14 protein-coding genes, 2 tRNA genes and 1 pseudogene are annotated in these 16,378 nt (G+C 60.5%); 15 read left to right on the top strand and 2 right to left on the bottom strand.

Translation table 11 applies throughout. The features are described from left to right. Positions 1–264 precede the first annotated feature (264 nt). From FFA61_RS08855 to FFA61_RS09655, 9 genes are all read left to right on the top strand, one after another. Positions 265–1,035 carry a DciA family protein gene (locus FFA61_RS08855; RefSeq protein WP_242600867.1) on the top strand — a complete coding sequence of 257 codons (771 nt, stop codon included), beginning with the start codon at positions 265–267 and terminating at the stop codon, positions 1,033–1,035. Positions 1,036–1,260: 225 nt separating this feature from the next. Then, positions 1,261–3,273, top strand: a complete 2,013-nt coding sequence (gyrB, locus tag FFA61_RS08850; RefSeq protein ID WP_207382566.1) for a DNA topoisomerase (ATP-hydrolyzing) subunit B — start codon at positions 1,261–1,263, stop codon at positions 3,271–3,273. Between the two features lie 66 nt (positions 3,274–3,339). Beyond that, on the top strand, positions 3,340–6,060 hold the full coding sequence (gene gyrA, locus FFA61_RS08845) for a DNA gyrase subunit A (RefSeq protein WP_005962770.1): 2,721 nt from the start codon (positions 3,340–3,342) through the stop codon (positions 6,058–6,060). Then, complete coding sequence (locus FFA61_RS08840; RefSeq protein ID WP_005962772.1) at positions 6,057–6,446, top strand: DUF3566 domain-containing protein; 390 nt, start codon at positions 6,057–6,059, stop codon at positions 6,444–6,446. The genes gyrA and FFA61_RS08840 overlap by 4 nt, the downstream gene beginning before the upstream one ends. 227 nt (positions 6,447–6,673) lie before the next feature. Next, a tRNA-Ile gene (locus FFA61_RS08835) sits at positions 6,674–6,750 on the top strand. A 30-nt stretch (positions 6,751–6,780) separates the two neighbouring features. Beyond that, complete coding sequence (locus FFA61_RS09235) at positions 6,781–6,918, top strand: DLW-39 family protein (RefSeq protein WP_005962775.1); 138 nt, start codon at positions 6,781–6,783, stop codon at positions 6,916–6,918. A 10-nt stretch (positions 6,919–6,928) separates the two neighbouring features. Then, positions 6,929–7,001, top strand: a tRNA-Ala gene (locus FFA61_RS08830). A 547-nt stretch (positions 7,002–7,548) separates the two neighbouring features. Continuing rightward, a complete protein-coding gene (locus FFA61_RS08825; protein WP_005962777.1) occupies positions 7,549–8,115 on the top strand; it encodes a hypothetical protein in 567 nt (188 codons plus the stop codon). Between the two features lie 87 nt (positions 8,116–8,202). Continuing rightward, entirely contained in the window at positions 8,203–8,319 is a 117-nt protein-coding gene (locus tag FFA61_RS09655) for an Abi family protein (RefSeq protein ID WP_083879477.1), read from the top strand. A gap of 580 nt (positions 8,320–8,899) precedes the next feature. Here FFA61_RS09655 and FFA61_RS09465 read toward each other — a convergent pair. Beyond that, positions 8,900–9,061 carry a hypothetical protein gene (locus FFA61_RS09465; RefSeq protein ID WP_242600868.1) on the bottom strand — a complete coding sequence of 54 codons (162 nt, stop codon included), beginning with the start codon at positions 9,059–9,061 and terminating at the stop codon, positions 8,900–8,902. Between FFA61_RS09465 and FFA61_RS09670 the strand changes: the two genes are divergently transcribed. From FFA61_RS09670 to FFA61_RS08785, 6 genes and pseudogenes are all read left to right on the top strand, one after another. Beyond that, positions 8,993–9,679, top strand: a complete 687-nt coding sequence (locus tag FFA61_RS09670; protein WP_483407241.1) for an ATP-binding protein — start codon at positions 8,993–8,995, stop codon at positions 9,677–9,679. The two genes, FFA61_RS09465 and FFA61_RS09670, sit on opposite strands and share 69 nt — an antisense overlap. Next, positions 9,567–10,037, top strand: a pseudogene (locus FFA61_RS09335) (DUF4143 domain-containing protein); the annotation flags it as partial. The gene FFA61_RS09670 and the pseudogene FFA61_RS09335, both read left to right, overlap by 113 nt. 207 nt (positions 10,038–10,244) lie before the next feature. Beyond that, positions 10,245–10,496 carry a hypothetical protein gene (locus tag FFA61_RS08805; protein WP_040313581.1) on the top strand — a complete coding sequence of 84 codons (252 nt, stop codon included), beginning with the start codon at positions 10,245–10,247 and terminating at the stop codon, positions 10,494–10,496. A gap of 66 nt (positions 10,497–10,562) precedes the next feature. Further along, positions 10,563–12,248, top strand: a complete 1,686-nt coding sequence (locus FFA61_RS08800) for an ABC-F family ATP-binding cassette domain-containing protein (protein WP_005962792.1) — start codon at positions 10,563–10,565, stop codon at positions 12,246–12,248. A gap of 712 nt (positions 12,249–12,960) precedes the next feature. Then, positions 12,961–13,623: a DUF6318 family protein gene (locus FFA61_RS08790; RefSeq protein ID WP_083879458.1), complete on the top strand. Its 663-nt coding sequence runs from the start codon at positions 12,961–12,963 to the stop codon at positions 13,621–13,623. Further along, a complete protein-coding gene (locus FFA61_RS08785; protein ID WP_131247215.1) occupies positions 13,601–14,491 on the top strand; it encodes a hypothetical protein in 891 nt (296 codons plus the stop codon). The genes FFA61_RS08790 and FFA61_RS08785 overlap by 23 nt, the downstream gene beginning before the upstream one ends. A gap of 559 nt (positions 14,492–15,050) precedes the next feature. Here the strand turns inward: FFA61_RS08785 and FFA61_RS08780 are convergent. After that, entirely contained in the window at positions 15,051–16,229 is a 1,179-nt protein-coding gene (locus FFA61_RS08780; protein WP_005962805.1) for an Mbeg1-like protein, read from the bottom strand. Between the last annotated feature and the right edge of the window lie 149 nt (positions 16,230–16,378).

The following is a 16,378-nucleotide window of genomic DNA, read 5'->3' as shown; positions in this document are numbered from 1 at the left end:
CAAACCCAGCGTCTCCGATAGCGCTAAGCCCACAACTACCGTGAATGTTGAATCCGCAACTTCCGACAGTCATGAATCCGGCGCAGCTGAGAACGAAAGCTCCGGTGTTTGCGAAAGTGTCAAGCCCGATGTCCTTGGGGGTGTCGATCCCGCTACCGGCGAGGATGCTGAGAGCAAGGGTGAACGCAGAGCTGAGATTCCTGCTTCCGCCTCGAGTCCAAAGGATGAGGCTTTTGTGCCTGAAGCGGATACGGTGGCGGCCTCGTGACTCCCGATCCACCTGTGAACAGCGATCCGATGGGTGACCCAGATCCTGCGGGAACTCGAATCGGCGAAGAATACCTCGCCAGAGCTTTGGCGCAGGCCCAAAGGATCGCCCGGGCGAAGGGCTATGTCCGCTCTGCCGCGCCGAGCTGGGGCCTTGAAGAGACCCGCCCCTCCCTCGGCTCTTTGACCGGCACTTCTGAGGCCTCAGCCATTGAACTTGGACAAGGAAATGAGTCAGGTGGAGCCGAGGCCGAGGAAACAGGCGAGGATGGTGGGGGAGTCCACGATAAGCCCGGTGATACCGGGGCCTTGGGTGAGTTCAGGGGCGATCTGCATGCATTGGAGCGGGCGAGGATCCGCGCGCGCTCGAAATGGGCGAAAGCTCCAGGAATGGCGGCGATGCACCTGAAGTTCAGGGACTCGAGGCCGATCGGCTCCGTGCTGGCGTCAATGGTGAAGAAGAACCAATGGGATACGCCAACGAAAATGGGGTCGATCATGGCGAAATGGCCGGCGATTGTCGGCCCCCAAGTCGCCGAACACTCCGAAGTGGAGACCTTCGAGAACCAGACGCTGATCATCCGATGCTCGTCGACCGCATGGGCAAAACAATTACACCTGCTGCTCGCCACGATCGAGAGACGCATCGACGAAGAAGTCGGCCCGGGAGTCGTCACGCAGGTCATCATCCGTGGCCCGGTCGCGCCCTCGTGGCGAAAAGGGCCGCTCTCGGTGCCCGGCCGTGGCCCTCGAGACACCTACGGATGAGGCAAGCGGAACCCGCTTTTTCCACGAGAGTTTCCGCTCCGGATCGCCGAGCACGCCAGTGGCCCTCGTCACACGAGTGTTCTCGCAGCTCAGACATTATATGAAGGAAGGCGCACAGCCAGTGGAAAAAAGGCCCCAAAAGGTGCTTTTGGTAGAATTACACAGGTGAATCGTCGGGTCCGAAGGCCCGACTCGTACGAGGGGAGCCGTGTGGCTGACAACGAGATGACGACCGACGGGTCCGAAGGCTACGGTGCTTCGGACATCACCGTTCTCGAGGGGCTAGAGGCCGTCCGCAAACGCCCGGGCATGTACATCGGATCGACCGGCGAACGCGGACTCCACCACCTGGTCTACGAGGTCGTCGATAACTCCGTCGACGAAGCACTCGCTGGATACGCCGACCACATCGAGGTCACGATCCTCGAAGACGGTGGTCTTCGAGTCGTCGACAACGGTCGAGGCATCCCCGTCGATGAACACCCGAGCGAGCACAAGCCCACCGTCGAGGTCGTCATGACGATCCTGCACGCCGGAGGCAAATTCGGTGGCGGCGGCTACGCGGTTTCCGGTGGCCTGCACGGCGTCGGCATTTCCGTCGTCAACGCCCTATCAACCCGCGTCGACACAGTCATCCGCCGTCAGGGCTACGTGTGGCGCATGTCTTTTGCGAACGGCGGACATCCGATCACCGAACTCGTCCGCGGAGAAGCAACCGAGGAAACCGGTACGACACAGACCTTCTACCCCGATCCCGAGATCTTCGAAACCACCGTCTTCTCCTTCGAGACCCTGCGTCAACGCTTCCAGCAGATGGCCTTCCTTAACAAGGGCCTGCGCATCACGCTGACCGATGAGCGGCCCACCGCCGTCGACGATGGCGACGAAATCACCGGCGACGAGCTCGGCACAGCCGACGATCCGGTTCCCGGTCACCGCGCCGTCAGCTACATGTACGAGCACGGCCTGCGCGACTACGTCGAATACATCGATTCGACGAAGAAGAACGATGTCGTTAACGCTGAGATCATCGACTTCGAATCGGAAAACGACGAAGGCACGATGAGTGTCGAGATCGCCATGCAATGGACGACCGCCTACTCGTCCTCGGTCCACACTTTCGCGAACACGATCAACACGACCGAAGGCGGCACCCACGAAGAAGGGTTCCGCACCGCACTCACCACTCTCGTCAACCGCTACGGGCGCGAGAAGAACATCATCAAGGACAAGGATGACAACCTCACGGGCGACGATATCCGCGAAGGACTCACCGCCGTCATCTCCATCAAACTCAGCGAACCCCAGTTCGAAGGCCAGACGAAGACGAAACTCGGCAACACCGAGGCCCGCACTTTCGTCCAACAGCAGGTGTATTCGCAGCTCGGCGACTGGTTCGACGCCCACCCTGCCGAAGCGAAGGCGATCATCCAGAAGAGTCAGCAAGCTCAGGCCGCCAGAGTCGCCGCCCGCAAGGCCCGCGAAGCGACAAGACGCAAGGGCGTCCTCGAATCCGCTTCCATGCCCGGCAAACTGCGTGACTGCTCCTCGCGCAAGGCCGAAGACTGCGAAATCTTCATCGTCGAGGGCGACTCTGCGGGAGGTTCAGCCGTCGGTGGACGCGACCCCGAACATCAGGCGATCATGCCGATCCGCGGCAAGATCCTCAACGTTGAAAAAGCGCGCCTGGACCGGGCCCTGTCTTCAGACACCATCCGCTCCCTCATTACCGCTTTCGGTACGGGAATCGGCGAGGATTTCGACCTCAACAAGCTCCGCTACGGCAAGATCGTCATCATGGCCGACGCGGATGTGGACGGTCAGCACATTGCGACGCTCCTGCTCACCCTCCTGTTCCGATACATGCGCCCCCTGATCGAACAGGGACACACCTATATCGCGATGCCGCCGCTCTACCGCATCAAATGGACGAACGCCGAGCACGAATTCGCCTACTCCGATAAGGAACGCGACAAGCTCCTCACCGCAGGCCAGTCCGCAGGACACCGCCTCCCGAAGGAAGGCGGCATCCAGCGCTACAAGGGCTTGGGTGAGATGAACGACCATGAGCTGTGGGAAACCACCATGGACCCGGCTCACCGCATCCTCAAACAGGTCACCCTCGATGAGGCGGCGGACGCGGACGAGATCTTCACGATCCTCATGGGGGACGACGTCGACCGTCGCCGCTCCTTCATTCAGCGCAACGCCTCCGACGTGCGCTTCCTCGACATCTGACACTGAGACGACGCCAGGGGCCGAAACGCCCGGCCTTGGGCATCGACAAACAAACGAAGGACGAATGTGAGCGACGAGAAGACCACCCCGAGCAAAGAAACGGTCGATTTTGACCGTGTTCAAAGGGTCGACCTCCAGGTCGAAATGCAAAGGTCCTACCTCGACTACGCGATGAGCGTCATTGTCGGGCGAGCCCTGCCCGACGTGCGCGACGGCCTCAAACCCGTGCACCGTCGCGTCCTCTACGCGATGTACGACGGCGGATACCGTCCGAGCTCGTCCTTCTCGAAGTCGAGCCGCATCGTCGGCGATGTCATGGGCAACTACCACCCGCACGGTGATTCGGCGATCTACGATGCCCTCGCGCGCCTCGTGCAATGGTGGTCGCTGCGCTATCCGCTGGTCGCCGGCCAGGGCAATTTCGGCACCCCCGGCAACCTCGGGCCCGCAGCTCCGCGTTACACCGAATGCAAAATGGCGCCCCTCGCCATGGAGATGGTGCGCGACATCGACGAGGAGTCCGTCGACTTCCAAGACAACTACGACGGCAAGAACCAAGAACCGACGATCCTGCCCTCGCGCTTCCCGAACCTGCTCGTCAACGGCTCCGAAGGTATCGCAGTCGGCATGGCGACGAGGATCCCGCCCCATAACCTGCGCGAGGTCGCCAAGGGAGTCCAGTGGGCGCTCGACAACCCCGAGGCCTCCCGTGAAGAACTCCTCGAAGCCCTTCTGAAGATCATCCCCGGCCCGGATTTCCCGACGGGTGCGACGATCCTGGGACGAAAGGGCATTGAAGACGCCTATCGCACGGGCCGAGGCTCGATCACGCAGCGCGCAGTCGTCAACGTCGAGGAGATCCACGGCAGGCAGTGCCTCATCGTCACCGAGCTTCCCTACCAGGTCAACCCCGATAACCTGGCAGATAAGATCGCGCAGCTCGTGCGCGACGGCCAGATCCAGGGGATCGCGGACATCCGCGATGAAACTTCGGGGCGCACCGGGCAAAGGCTCGTCATCGTCCTCAAGCGCGATGCCACCGCCAAAGTCGTCCTCAACAACCTGTATAAGAGGACGAGCCTGCAGGAGAACTTCTCAGCGAACATGCTCGCCCTCGTCGACGGCGTGCCGCGCACCTTGTCGATTGACGGTTTCATCCGCCACTGGGTCACCCACCAGATGCAGGTCATCCAAAGGCGCACGAACTTCCGCCTCCGCAAAGCCCTGGAACGCCTCCACATCCTCGAGGGCTACCTCAAGGCCCTGGATGCGCTTGACGAAGTCATCGCCCTCATCCGCCGTTCCCCGACGGTTGAGGAGGCGCGCACCGGTTTGATGGAGCTCCTTGACGTGGATAGTGTCCAGGCTGACGCGATCCTCGCCCTCCAGCTGCGCCGCCTCGCCGCCCTCGAACGCCAAAAGATCCTCAACGAACACGCCGAACTCACTGCGCGCGTCACGGACCTGCGCGACATTTTGGAGCGCCCCGAGCGCCAGCGGGCCATCATCTCTGAAGAGCTTGGAGAGATTGTCGCGAAGTACGGCGACGAGAGGCGCACCCGCATCGTCCCCTTCGATGGGGAAATGAGCATGGAAGACCTCATCCCCGAAGAGGATGTGGTCGTCACCATCACTCGCGACGGCTTCGCCAAGCGCACCCGCACCGATCATTACCGTTCCCAAAAGCGCGGCGGCAAGGGCGTGCGCGGCACCCAGTTGCGCGGCGATGACGTGGTGGAGCATTTCTTCGTCACGACCACCCACCATTGGCTGCTGTTCTTCACGAACCTTGGGCGCGTGTATCGCGCGAAGGCCTATGAGATTCCCGAGGGCGGTCGCGACGCCAAGGGCCAGCACGTCGCGAATCTCCTGGCCTTCCAGCCTGAGGAGAAGATCGCGCAAGTCCTCGCGATCCGTGATTACGAGGTCGCCGACTACCTGGTGCTCGCAACGAAGTCCGGTCTTGTCAAGAAGACTCCGCTCAAGCTCTACGAGTCGGCCCGCACCGGCGGCATTATCGCAATCAACCTTCGCGAGGACGAGGCGGGGCGTCCCGATGAGCTCGTGTCCGCGCAGGTCATCACCTCCGACCAGGATCTGATCCTCGTGTCCCGTGACGGCCAGGCCGCTCGTTTTGCCGCGAGCGATGAGAATCTGCGTCCCATGGGGCGTTCGACCTCGGGTGTGCGCGGCATGAAGTTCCGCGGCGACGATGAGCTCTTGTCGATGGAGGTGCCCCGCGAGGGCTCGGATCTGCTCATCGTCACCGAGTCCGGTTATGCGAAGCGCACACCCGTGGAGGAGTATCCGAGGAAGGGGCGCGGCACTCTTGGCGTGCGCGTCGGCAAACTTGTCGATGAGCGAGGTGGCCTCGTGGGCGCCCTCGTCGTCAATCCGGACGAGGATGTCATGGTCATCACGGAATCCGGCAAACTCGTTCAGGTCAATGCTTCTGATGTGCGTCCGACCGCCCGCAATACGATGGGTGTGATTTTCGCCCGCCCCGATGAGGATGACCGCATTATTGCGATCACGCCGAACCCGGAGCGCGACATCGACGAGGACGAAGACGAGTTTTCGGATGAGGTTTCTGGCGGAACGTCTGGCGAGGTTTCAGGCGTGACGTCAGAGGAGCTTTCTGGAGGGGCTTCGGGGGAGCTTTCAGGTGAGGCTTCGGAGGAGTCTTCAAGCGAGAAGACCGCCACTCTGGGCGAGAACACCATCGAAAAGGCCTCGGAGGCTGTAGCGTCTGAGGAGGAATCCAGTGAGGAAGGCAACGAGGAATGAGCGAGCAGAGCAGCGTGTACGATGACGTCCCCCGCAGGGTTGATCTCGCGATCGCACGCGTCGACGCCTGGACGGTCATGAAGGTCAGTTTCCTCTTGTCCGTGGCCCTGGGCATTGCGATGGTTATTGGCACCGCGGTCTTGTGGTTCATGGTCGATGGGATGCACGTCTTCTCGACGATCGAGGAGTTCCTCAAGACGATCGGAGCTCAGAAGTTCACCTCCCTGCTCGACTACCTGCGCCTGCCGAAGGTCTTGTCCTATGCGACGATCGTGGCGGTCTCGAATGTCGTGCTCTTGACTGCGACCGCAACCCTGGGAGCGATGCTCTACAACGTCATCGCCTCCCTGGTGGGCGGAATCAAAGTTTCCCTCATGGATGAATGAGGCGCGCGCCCGCCCCTGGCGTGCCTTGAGGTGGGGTGTGCGCCGGGCCGAGCTTCACGGCTTGATGTCGAGCTTCATAGCGTGACGTGGCACGCGGCTCCTAGCTGAGCCTTGATGTGGGACAGGTTTTGCTCTTCAAGGAGCGTCGTGCCGCACCTCACGTCCACGGATTTGCCGGTGCAACTCAAGGGCGGTTACGATAATGCGGTGCCCGAGAGAGCACGGATGGGCCTATAGCTCAGTAGGTTAGAGCGCAGTCCTGATAAGACTGAGGTCGGTGGTTCGAGCCCACCTAGGCCCACCATCCGCATCGCACGAGAGACGGAGATCCCCAATGAAGAAGTGGATCACAGCCCTGTCAGCGGTCACCGCGGCTGTTGCAGTCGGCGTTGTTATTCGTCAAATCTTCGAGGATCTCTCCGATAACGTTGAGTTGTGGAAGTCCGTCACGGACGAACCTTACGAAGACTGAGTCTTCACCGGGGGCTATGGCGCAATTGGTAGCGCACCTGCTTTGCAAGCAGGGGGTTACGGGTTCGAGTCCCGTTAGCTCCACAGAATAGAAACACCCCCGCTGCAGGCGAAAGCGTGCACGGGGGTTTTCGTTTTCACGCGAAGAAGCGGCATGGTGCTGTTATTGGTGTGGCCATCGTTCCGGGCTTGCGAATCAGAGTCGAGGAGCGGGGGAGAGCTTGTGTTCTTCTGTGAGCCAATGTCGGTGGAGTTCCCGTATTGAGAGTGGACCTGGTGGGCGAAAGCATCTCCCAGGTTGTTGGGGATGTCAACTTCGATCGATCCATCTAGGACGGTAGTGGCCTCTGAGAATGTTTGTATCGTCGGGGTTCTACTGGCATGTTGCTACGGGCGATTGACCGGCTGAGCGAACCTGAAGTACTATCAGCAGCGTTAGCCCCGTGTGGACCGCTGGCTTCGGCCAAGTCGCCGGGGCTTTGAATCTTCTGGAGGCCAATCCGTGTCTGATGATTGGATCGAAGCTTAGCTGGGAACTCCCCGATTTCAGAAGTACCTCGACTTATGCGCAGGGGACCACAGCCGAGCATTGACGTTGTATGAGTGGAATGTCGCTCTTGGTCAAGCACTCATGCACGACATCGCACACTTTGAAATCGCGCTGCGGAATGCCTACGACGCAGCTATAGGAACACGCTGGTCAGGCGGTGTTCATTGGTTGCTGGATCCTAATTCACCGGCGGTGATGCCGATCTGGAGGATCAAGAAGGATAGATCGGGTCTCAAACGCGGAAGCGACGTGAACTATCGGAATCGTCGTGCCGTTGACGACGCGATACGGAAGTGTGGTGGTGCAAAGGCGACAGCAGGGAAGGTGATGGCAGAGTTGAGCTTCGGTTTTTGGAGACACCTAACTTCTGCATCACATGAGAAGACCGTATGGGTTCCGTATCTCCATCACGCGTACCCACTGCGAACCGACCGTGCCACTATCGACATGATCATTGGCGACATCAATGATGTAAGAAACCGGATTGCTCACCATGAACCGATTTTCGATCGGTGGAAGAAACCGAGTCAGGAGCCGGACATTATTCATGAGAGCCTAATGGAAGTCTTCAAGATGATTGCTCCTGATGCGGCGGACTATGTCAAGCAATCATCAACCGTAACCAAGGTATTCGGACAGCGGCCTTGATTTGAGTGTTGTTCCTCGGATTTGCTGTAGACCGTACTACTCGGTTGGGGCTCTGTTGCCACAGAATACGGCAAGCAAAGGTTTGTCCTGCACTTCGTTGAAGGCTACGACAGCGAGGTTCCCATCTGGGTAGCAACGGAGTTCATGACGATGGGCTGCCTGGTCAGTCTCCTGGATCTCATGGCTCTTAAGGACCAGCGCTAAATCGCACGGGAGCTGAGCGTGAAAATAGGAGGTCGTCCGAGGGTGGCTGCGAGCCTTGAATGTGTTGCGCAATCACTGTGCCCATGGCAATCGCGTGTGGAATCGTGAGCTCGTCTTCCAGTCGAATCGCCTCAACCTTGCCATGTTGGAGTTCCCAAATCTTCTTGCACACCTCCAAGCTTCCACGAAAGCGCCGGTGGACCACCGCGTGTGTTTCCATGCGGCTACCACCGCCTACCTTCTGAGAGCGTTTGACCCGAAGACTTCCTGACCTGCCCGCTTCGTTGATGGCATGGCAACCTTTCCTCAGTCGGTTGAAGCGCTTGGTCTGAGCGCGCAGAGCACGATGGGTTTCTCTAAAGACTGGCGCAGTCAGAATCTCTGGCGATAACGAACTCGCTTATGTTCATCGCTGTTTGAACAGCCCTACTTCTCTGGAGATGGCGAATCTTAGATTTCAAATATGGCGGATTATCGATCTCGCGTGGCGGACAGCGAGTTGCAGCAGCGGATGTCGGTAACTGGTGCCGTACTGATCAACGGACCGAAGGCCGTCGGATAGACGAGAACAGCGCAACGCCTAGCGAAGACCGTCCTTCGGATGGACGTAGCCCGTGCCGCCCGTGCCACCGCTCAGATCCAGCCCGAGCAACTGTTCATGGAGACTCCGCCGATTGTCTTCGATGAATGGCAGGAGGTCCCAGAGTTGTGGAATCTCGTGCGTCGTGCCGTGAATGACCATGAAGGAAAGGGGCTCTACATCCTGACGGGCTCTGCGCGCCCACGGGACAACGCACGCATGCACTCAGGGGCCGACCGGATCGGGCGCCTCCGAATGCGGCCGATGAGTCTGTTCGAGACACGACACTCCAGTGGACAGATCAGCCTTAAGAGATTTCTGATTGGTGAGGATCCGAGTGGACGGGCAGAGCGGCTGGCAATTCATAATCTGCTTGAACGAATCGTTATTGGTGGTTGGCCGGATCTTCTGGACGCTACTGAACGTGCAGCCCGAACTTGGTTGCGCGACTACCTTCGCAATGTCGCCGAGGTCGATGTGCCTGGAATGGGACTGCGTAGGAATCCCGCCAACATCGAAAGACTCCTGACCTCTCTGGGACGATCCGCGGCGACGCCGCTCAACCTTACGGCCCTAGCCCGCGATGTGGGGAGGGCCACGGGGAGCGGTCGCATCAGAAACGCTGTCCAACTACCTCGACGCTTTGGACAGACTGATGCTGGTCGAAGCGATTCCAGCCTGGCGGCCGCACATGAGATCTCGAACCCGACTCCGCACAACACCGGTCAATCACTTCGTGGATCCTTCGCTCGGGGCATCGGCACTCGGTCTGGGAGTTGACGAGTTGTCGAAAGACCTCGAAGCGGCGGGACTGCACTTCGAATCACTCGTCGCCCGAGACCTTCGGGTCTATTCACAACCGCTCGGAGCGGCGCTCTCATCTTGGCGTGACTCTCGGACCGGTGCGCAAATCGATATCGTCCTCGAGCTTCCCGACGGTACGTGGGCTGGCATTGAGGTCAAACTGGGGGAGAACGCTGCAGATGAAGCAGCTGCCTCCCTGTTGCGCATGGCCGACAAAATCGACCATGACCGACACGGTGAACCCGCTGCCCTCATCGTGATCACGGGTGGTCGATACAGCTACAAGCGAGCGGACGGCGTCTGCGTCGTTCCCATTACCGCATTGGGCCCATGATTGGAGTGAATGACAGGGGAGGTTTCCATGCGGATCATCCCGGACGCGCCTAAGAATGTTGAGCCGCCCCGCCGAGACCCCTCGTCGTGGTCGGGCATGGGGAACTCCGCTATTCGACATGAGTGGGCCGATTTCCTGCCATAACTCGCCCTCTTCGGCGTCAGACAGAAGGATGCGGCGAAGGGATGCGATGGTCATGACGGGCATGTGCATACGGCGGACGTTGATGATCATCGTGGAGTCCTGAAAGTAGGTGTTCATACGGTCGAACGCTGCGCTCATCTCATCCAGCCGTGCACGCTCGCAAGACAGGCGCTCGCGATGATTGGACGTGGTGATGCGCAGACCCTCAAGATCACCACGGTTCGCCATGATCTCTCCGATCTCGTCGAGCGGAAGCCCCGACGCTTCGACACGGGGCTGGGTTCGATGAGCACGCGTGCTACCGTGACGGCATGATCGCGTGAATCCCCTCGGCCCAGTCCGACACCTTCCCCGTCCGCATCGATGCACCCAGGAGCACCCGTGCCCGCGATCACCCTGACTGACCTCACCTTCTCCTACACCGCTGACCCCCTTCTCGAGGCCGTGTCCTTTTCCGTCGTCAACGGGGAGCGCGCGTGTCTCATCGGGCCGAACGGCTGCGGCAAGTCGACTCTCCTCTCTCTCGTCACCGGCGACCTCGTCCCCAGGCGCGGCAGCGCTGAGATCACGGGAATCGAGGGCGGGGCCGCGGGCCTGCGACGCGCCCCGGACGTCCACGCGATGGCCGGTACCGTCGGAGACTGCCTCGATGCGGCGACCGCGCCGATCCGCACGCTCTCCGCACGATTCGAGGAGGTGAACGCGGCGCTCGCCTCATGTCCGTCCCCGGCCGAGGAACGGCGCCTTAGCCGTGAGTTCGACGAGCTCCTCGTTCACATGGAGGCTGCCGAGGCGTGGAGCCTCGACGTTCGCATCGAAACGACCCTCGCCGGTCTCGGCCTTTCCATCATCGCCGGAAAAAACGGGCGGGCCCGTGATCTTGCGACCCTGTCCCCCGGCCAGCGAGGTCGACTCGAACTCGCCGCCACCCTCCTCGCCTCGCCCTCCGTCCTCGTCCTCGACGAGCCGACGAACCATCTCGACGCCGAAGCGGCCCGGTACCTGTCGGCCCTCCTCAAAGCCTTCTCGGGGCCGATCCTATTCGCGAGCCACGACCGAGCCTTCATCGATGAGACCGCGACTGTCCTCCTCGACCTCGACACCGCGCCCTGGCAGGCGCTCCTCACTGCGACCGCTCAGGCTCCGCTTGCGGGCGTGCACCGCTGCGCAGGAGGCTACGCCGACTACCTCGAGCGCAAGGCGAAGGCCCGCGCCGGACATGCCAAGCTCCACGCCGCCCAGCAGGAGGAGAAGAAGTCGATCCGCGTGCACCGGCGTTCCGCCGAGGACATTCAGAAGGGTGGGATCCGACTCAAAGAGGCAACGCCCTCCCAAAGGAAGTTCTTCGCAGACCGAGCCTCGAAGACGATGACGCGCAGGACCCGAAACGACGACAGGAAGTTGGAGGCCCTGGAGTCGCGCGAGGTCCGCAAGCCCCGCGAATACCTCCTCTCAATGGACCTGCCGCCAGTCAGGGAGGCGAACGCTTCCGTCGCTGTCGCGATTCGAAACGCAACCGTTCCCGGCAGACTCGCGCCGATCACACTCGACGTGCGCACGGGCGAGCACCTGCTCCTCACCGGCCCGAACGGCGCCGGAAAGTCAACGCTCCTGCGGTGGATCGCAAGAGGCACTGCTCCGACCACCGATTCGACCGGCTCCATCGACCTCGGCAGGCGACTCGCCCTCGTCCCCCAGCGGCTCCCCGAAATGGGTGACCCCGGCCTGGATGCCAAGACCTGGAAGTCGGGCATCGGCGAAATCGGTGCGGGAATCCTCCACCCCTCGATGTGGGCCCGCCCGGTCGGTGAGCTCGCGGCGGGGAATCAGCGGCGCGTTCAGCTCGCCCTTGCTGTGGCCGCAGCTCCCGAAATCCTTATTGTCGACGAGCCGACGAACTACCTCGACCTCGATTCGATCGAAGCCCTGGAAAAGGCTCTCGCCGAATGGAACGGCACGCTCCTCGTCGCGAGCCACGACCGCTGGCTCCTCGAGCATTGGGCGGGGGAAAAGATCGAGTTGGAGCCCGCGGTGGGAACACGGAGTCCCGATCGCTCCGATTCGTGAGGCGGAGGGTCGCCGATTTCAGGAATGACGGATCGTCAACTTCGCATGGTGGGCGACACACCGCAGTAGCGCATGTCGCCCATTGGCGTTACTTCTTGTGACCGTACGGTGGCTCTTTCAAATGTCAGGCGCTGAATCCACACTGTCGTACAAAGGGGGACTGATGAGCACGGTGGACTGTACATGGGGATGATGAAATGAAGGAGCGTGCTGCGGCGATCGCTGAGGACTTCGGGTTCGATCTGTCTTCGGTCACTCGGGCGTTTTATCGGCAAATCGTGCGTGAAAACAGGATCCTTCACCTAGAGTTACGGCGAGCTAAATCGGGAATCGCGTGCTGCACTCGCGAAAGCCAGGAGAATCGCTGCGCGGCACATCTCGCTATGCCGACGCCGAGGAGAGGCTCGACGCGCTCGACATCTGAAGTGCCCACGTGTTGCGTCCGGAGCACGCCTCGCAGTTCGAACCTGACATCAAGCGATTGAAGAAGAAGTGCGTTGACCTCACCTGCTCAAGGGTGTTGTGCGCTTGCTCCTCCTATTCCCATTCTGCTTTCGAAACAGGCGAGCCGACCCCGCGACTACACCATTCAATAGGAAGGGTGAGTAGCCTCAGGGTTCACTGGTCTTGCCCAGGATTCCGCGCTGTCACAGCTGTCCACAGGTTGTGGGAAGTGGTGGAGTTTCTCTGGTGGCTGCTTTAGCGTGTAAAGATGACACGCTCATCCCATGCTGCCCGGGTGCTTGCCTTCGTCTTGACCCTCTCCGGCCTCGTAATGCTCTCCGGGTGTTCAGTGTTTTCGCCTAGCGGCGCTCAGTCGGGTTCTGCCGCACAGTCCGCCGAAGTCGTAATGTCGGGCGATTACATCCTCAACGAGGACGGCACATTGAGGAAACCTCATGTCACTCCCTCAGTGCCAACAATGAGTGAGCTTGCCTTCCAGTACAACGAGACCGGAGCCGAGCAGGCAGCCAGGCACTTCATCGACCTCATCAACTACTCGTGGGCAAGCGGCGACACCACAGCCCTCGACGAATTCTCAGAAGAACGATGCACCTACTGCCAGACAATCAGTGAGCGGGTCCACGCCGTTTACGACAACGGAGGATGGACCCACGGAGTCAAATTCACCATCACACAAGTCGAAGGCAACCGTCCCGTCAACACCAATTCCCCAGAAACAGCACAATTCACCGATAGCTACATCCTCTCTTTGTTACTGCAAAGGAGTAAAGCCGACAGGTACACGCCCCCAACCCTTGAGCATGTTCCAGCAGGGACAGGACATCTCTTTGTCATCGCTCATTGGGACGGAAGCGAATGGAAGATAACTGGAGCAGAAGGAGAAGACTATGGAGACACGCAGTCCCGGTAGACTCCGACGAATAGTAATCTCATCTCTTATCTCGGTGGTACTTCTACTAGGACCGGAGCCCGCTCTCGGAGCTGACAACACTATTGTTGAAGAATCCCTTCAGATCTCAACCTCAACTTCAGGTGACACTATCGATTACACCGGCACCTATTCGTTCTCCGACTTTGCTGTTCCGTCTCCTGCACCTGATGCTGTCCCTGTTGTTGAGGGTCCTGTTTTCAGTGTGGGTGATGGCATTGAGGTGGGTGTTTCTTCGGCGGATGAGTGGAATCGGGCTCTTGAAGAGTGCCTCGCCCACGCCGCAAACGGGCCGATCCTTCTTCAACAATGCCGAATCATCCTCGGACTCGAACACCCCCAAACAAGCGAAACCCCAGACCCCGACCCCACCACGAACACTGCGCCCAGCGTTGAATCCCTCTCCCCCCGCCAGATCATCAACTACGCCCACGCCCAACACACCATCAACGGCGCAGGACTTGCCTGGCAACCCAAAACAAACGCCCTCGTCGGACTGCCCACCCTCGTGCACGTCACCTCACCCACACAAAACACCACCCTGAGCCTCTTTGGCCAAGCAATCACCATCGCCTTAGAAGCCTCACACTTCTCCTACGACTTCGGAGATGGCTCCCCCACCCTAGAAACCACCGACCCGTCGGCTCCCTATCCTGTTCAAACCCTCAACCACGTCTACACCCAAACTTCACCCGGGCGCATCATCACCCTGACAACAACGTGGAATGCGACCATCACCTACCCTTCTGGGCGCAGCGCCTACCTCGCCAACGCCCTGACCAGCACAGAAACCTCCACCCCCATCACAATTCTGCGAGCGAAAATCAGCCTCGTCCCCTCCGACAAATAACCACACCACAAACCACGCGACCAGACACATACCCACACGACAAGCAGTGGGAAGCGCGCTTACTTCTGGAGGAAGGAAACACTTTCACCAGTGATCACCGGTGGCTTCGCGAAAGCACCAGGCACCCCACGAGCCTGAAGCAACACCCTCTCCATAGAGAAAGAGAAAACCCTAACGCCGCAACAAACACCCGAGCGAGCTAAAGCATTGGCTTCGGAAGAGACACTGACCTCAGGCGGTGTATGAGCGGGTACATACCTCGGGGTCACATCTTCACCCCGCACACCCCCACCGCTGCACCATGAGTCCACGTCTCCACCCCGCACACCCACATTTCCGCTCTGCGCACCCACGCTCTGCCTACCCTCACCACCGCCCAGCACACCCTCACCGCCACCCTGCACGCTCTCATTTCCGATCCGCACACCCCCACATCCACCCTGGGCACACACATCGCCACACTGCACGCCCTCGTTTCCGATCCGCGCACCCGTGCCTCCGCCCTGGGCAGCTTCACCGCTGCACTGCTCACTCGGTATCGCCCGACTCTATTCCCAGCTCAGGACTCATTAGATGCGTGTGAATGACTTTTCTCTTCGCGACCCTGGCGACGAGCTATCGCTAGCCCCTCGTGTGCCCGCTGTTCCTTCTTCCGCCCCGAGCCACGCAGGCCCGAGGTCGCAAGACTCTTGAACATGCCGAGGATCGCGGCCCGCACCTCTGGATCGAGGGCGGCAATGCGATCCCGGACTGCCGGGATGCTCTGCTGCCAGGACTCCACGAGATCGGTGACGGTTTCGACCTCGGGAAGCGTAATGATCGAATAGATCGCGTCGACGAGGAGCTCGCGCTGCTCGGGAGAATGGTCGAGGAGCCAGGACGAGAGGATCGTATCAATGCGGCGCGCATCGAAGCTCAGCCCGTTCGCCCTCGCAAAATCCTTCCCCTCCACGACCCAGGAGAAGGGATCATGCTGGAGAGGTCCCAGATTCGTGGACTTCACGACCGTGTACGCATAGGACTGGTCGAGGAACATCCCGACGATCGAAGACTGCGGAACGGTCCTGTCGACGCGCTCCTCGATCGCGCGAAACCCCGGTTCGGCGAGGATCTCCGGCACAAAGCCCGGTCCGTCGTGGGAGTAGACGCGAAGAAGTCGATCGCCCAGCAGCTCGGCATTGCGAGCTGCCGCATAGATTGCGAGATTCCCGCCCTTCGAATGACCTCCGACTAGGAGCTTCGCATCCGTCCTCGACGCGAGGGTCGCAAGATAGTCGGCGGCGCACTCCTGGGCGGGCACGGGCGCCGCGAAAGTCATATTGAAGTCCTCCTTCCACCCGACCAGGGTCCGATCGGTCCCACGGAAGGCGACATACAGGAGATCGGGGCCGAGGACGTAGGCGCAGGCGGCGAACTGCTTCTGCTCCGCATCGTCAACATCGTCAACGCAAAAGCACTGACGGATCGAGCGGAAGCGTGGGCTCGCCGCCATTGCGAAAAGGAGCCGCTTGCACTTCTCCGGGTCCCACACGGTCCAGAAGAAGCGGGGAAAGCACTCGGCGCGCAGGAGATCGCGAACCTCGACGCCTCTTTCGGTGGCCGCTTCGGGAAGGTCGGGCAGGATGCGGAAGTAGGAGGCCCAGGACAGGATCAGCGAATCCACGGGCGTGAAATCCTCGGCCGCGATGGGCGTGAGAGAGCGTTCCACGTAGTCCACGATGTCTTCGTTGGCAGCCACGGTGCCTCCGATCTTCCTCGCCCCCGGGTTGATTCTTCAGCCTATCGCTGAGGGCGGGCTGTGAGCGTGGTGAAAGGCCGAGGGCCGGGGGACGGGTGCGGTGAAAGGTCGAGGTCGGGGGTGTGGGTGCGGATGCGGGAAAAACCGAG

It is taken from the genome of Schaalia cardiffensis F0333 (assembly GCF_005886435.1).
GTDB lineage: Bacteria > Actinomycetota > Actinomycetes > Actinomycetales > Actinomycetaceae > Pauljensenia > Pauljensenia cardiffensis.
The sequence above is the reverse complement of the archived record's forward strand: the minus strand, read 5'-3'. Positions and strand labels throughout refer to the sequence as shown.